The organism is Methylibium sp. (assembly GCF_031393925.1).
In the GTDB taxonomy this organism is placed as follows: domain Bacteria; phylum Pseudomonadota; class Gammaproteobacteria; order Burkholderiales; family Burkholderiaceae_C; genus Methylibium.
Genome location: NZ_JANMWL010000281.1, coordinates 1 through 2009, shown reverse-complemented (window position 1 = coordinate 2009; position 2009 = coordinate 1). Strand labels below are relative to the sequence as shown.

Annotated in this window: 3 protein-coding genes; all 3 read left to right on the top strand. The window is 64.5% G+C overall.

The window, feature by feature from the left end; translation table 11 throughout:
• Position 1 precedes the first annotated feature (1 nt).
• Positions 2–967: a TerC family protein gene (locus RMO12_RS14690; protein ID WP_309639849.1), complete on the top strand. Its 966-nt coding sequence runs from the start codon at positions 2–4 to the stop codon at positions 965–967.
• Positions 964–1488, top strand: coding sequence for a universal stress protein (locus RMO12_RS14685; protein ID WP_309639848.1), 525 nt, complete (start codon positions 964–966; stop codon positions 1486–1488). Before RMO12_RS14690 ends, RMO12_RS14685 begins: the two co-directional genes overlap by 4 nt.
• 25 nt (positions 1489–1513) lie before the next feature.
• Positions 1514–2009: sodium-dependent bicarbonate transport family permease (locus tag RMO12_RS14680; protein ID WP_309639847.1), on the top strand; the 496-nt coding region annotated here is incomplete at its 3' end.

The following is a 2009-nucleotide window of genomic DNA, read 5'->3' as shown; positions in this document are numbered from 1 at the left end:
CATCGAATCTTTTGCCACCGGCCCGATGTGGGCCGGCTTCATTGCGTTCGTACTGGCCATGCTGGCGCTCGACCTGTTCGTCCTCGGTGGCCGCAAGTCGCATCGCGTCTCGGTCAAGGAAGCCTCGAGTTGGGTTGTTGCCTGGGTCGCGCTGGCGCTTACCTTCGGCGCGCTGTTGTGGTGGTATCTCGACGGCACCGCGGGTCGCGAGATTGCTAACCGCAAGGCGCTCGAGTTCCTGACCGGCTACCTGATCGAACAGTCGCTGTCGATCGACAACATGTTCGTGTTCGTAATGATCTTCAGCTACTTCGCGGTGCCTGCCGAGTTGCAGCGCCGCGTGCTGCTGTACGGGGTGCTGGGCGCGATCGTGATGCGCGCCGCGATGATCCTGGCGGGCGTCTGGCTGGAGTCTGAATTCGCGTGGATCCTTTATGTGTTCGGTGCGTTCCTGATGGTCACCGGGGTCAAGATGCTGGTGTTCGCCGAGCAACAGCCCGACCTCGAGAAAAATCCCTTGCTGCGCTGGCTGCGCGGCCACATGCGCATCACGCCGGGCTTTCACGGCGATGCCTTCTTCGTGCGCATCAACGGCTTGCGCTACGCCACGCCGATGTTCCTGGTGTTGATGCTGATCGAGGCCAGCGATCTGGTGTTTGCGGTCGACAGCATCCCGGCCATCTTTGCGGTCACCACCGATCCGTTCATCGTGTTCACCTCCAACATCTTCGCCATCATGGGGCTGCGTGCGATGTACTTCCTGCTGGCCGACATGGCGGAGCGCTTCCACCTGCTCAAGTACGGCCTGGCGCTGGTGTTGATCTTCGTCGGCGGGAAAATGCTTGTCGCGCCTTGGTTCCACATGCCGGTCCAGTGGTCGCTGGTCATCGTCGGCTCGATCATCCTCGCCTCGGTCGTCTTCAGCCTGAGATTGTCGAGAGCCAAAGTCTCCAGGAGCGTTTCATGACCGACGTTTCGGCCCACGACCCCGTGGCGGCGCCTTCCAGCGAAACGCGCGACGACATTGGCAGGCTGATCGCCGTGACCTGGCACGCAAGCGGCGTGATCCCCGTCAACCGCAACAACCGCTGGCTGGTGGCGGTCGATGGGTCCGACTGTTCGCTGCGCGCCGTGGCGATGGCGGCACGCCTGGCCGCGCTCGGCCACGAGGGCGAAGTCGATATCGTTCATGTCCAGCCCTGGCTGGTCAAGGAAGCGGCGGAGACCGAACTCGCGCGCCGCGGCTGGGCGGCCACGGCGCGGGCACGCCAGCGGCTCGACGCGGCCTCGGTCCGCTGGCGCCTGCATGTCGTGATGGGCGAGGCTGCCTCGCAGATCGTCGCCTTGGCAGAAACGCCGGGCTTGGCTGGCATCAACGGCATCGTCATCGGTTCACGCGGCCAGAGCATGGCCAAATCGTTGATGCTAGGCTCGGTGGCCGACAAGGTCGCGCATCAGGCGAAGGTGCCGGTCATGATCGTGCGTTGATGCGGGTGCGCACCCGTCGCTGAAGATGCCGTACTTCGAACCCGTCATCCTGTTCTTCCTGCTCGGGGCAATTGCCGGCTTCGTGCGCTCGGACCTCAAGATCCCCGGCGTCCTTTATGAGTCATTGAGCATCTTTCTGCTGCTCGCCATCGGCCTGAAAGGCGGCGTCGAGCTTGCGCGCTATCGGCTGCTCGACGTGGCGTTGCCCGCCCTGGTGGTGGTGAGCGTGGGCGCCTTGATCCCACTGGCGGCGTTCCCGGTCTTGCGCCGCATCGGCAAGCTGCCGCGCGCCGATGCGGGTTCAATCGCTGCGCATTACGGATCGGTCAGCGTGGTCACTTTCGCCGTGGCCTCGGCCTATCTGGTCCGGCTCGGCGAGGTCGCCGAAGGCTACATGGTGGTGTTCCTGGTGCTGCTCGAGTTTCCGGCGCTGGTCATTGGCGTGGTGCTGGCGCGGCGCGGCGACCGCAACACGCCCTGGGGGCAGGTGCTGCACGAGGTCTTCGCCGGCAAGAGCATCG

Coding starts and splice junctions, on each gene's coding strand:
- RMO12_RS14685 (WP_309639848.1), top strand. CDS start 964: ATGACCGACGTTTCGGCCCACGACCCCGTGGCGGCGCCTTCCAGCGAA.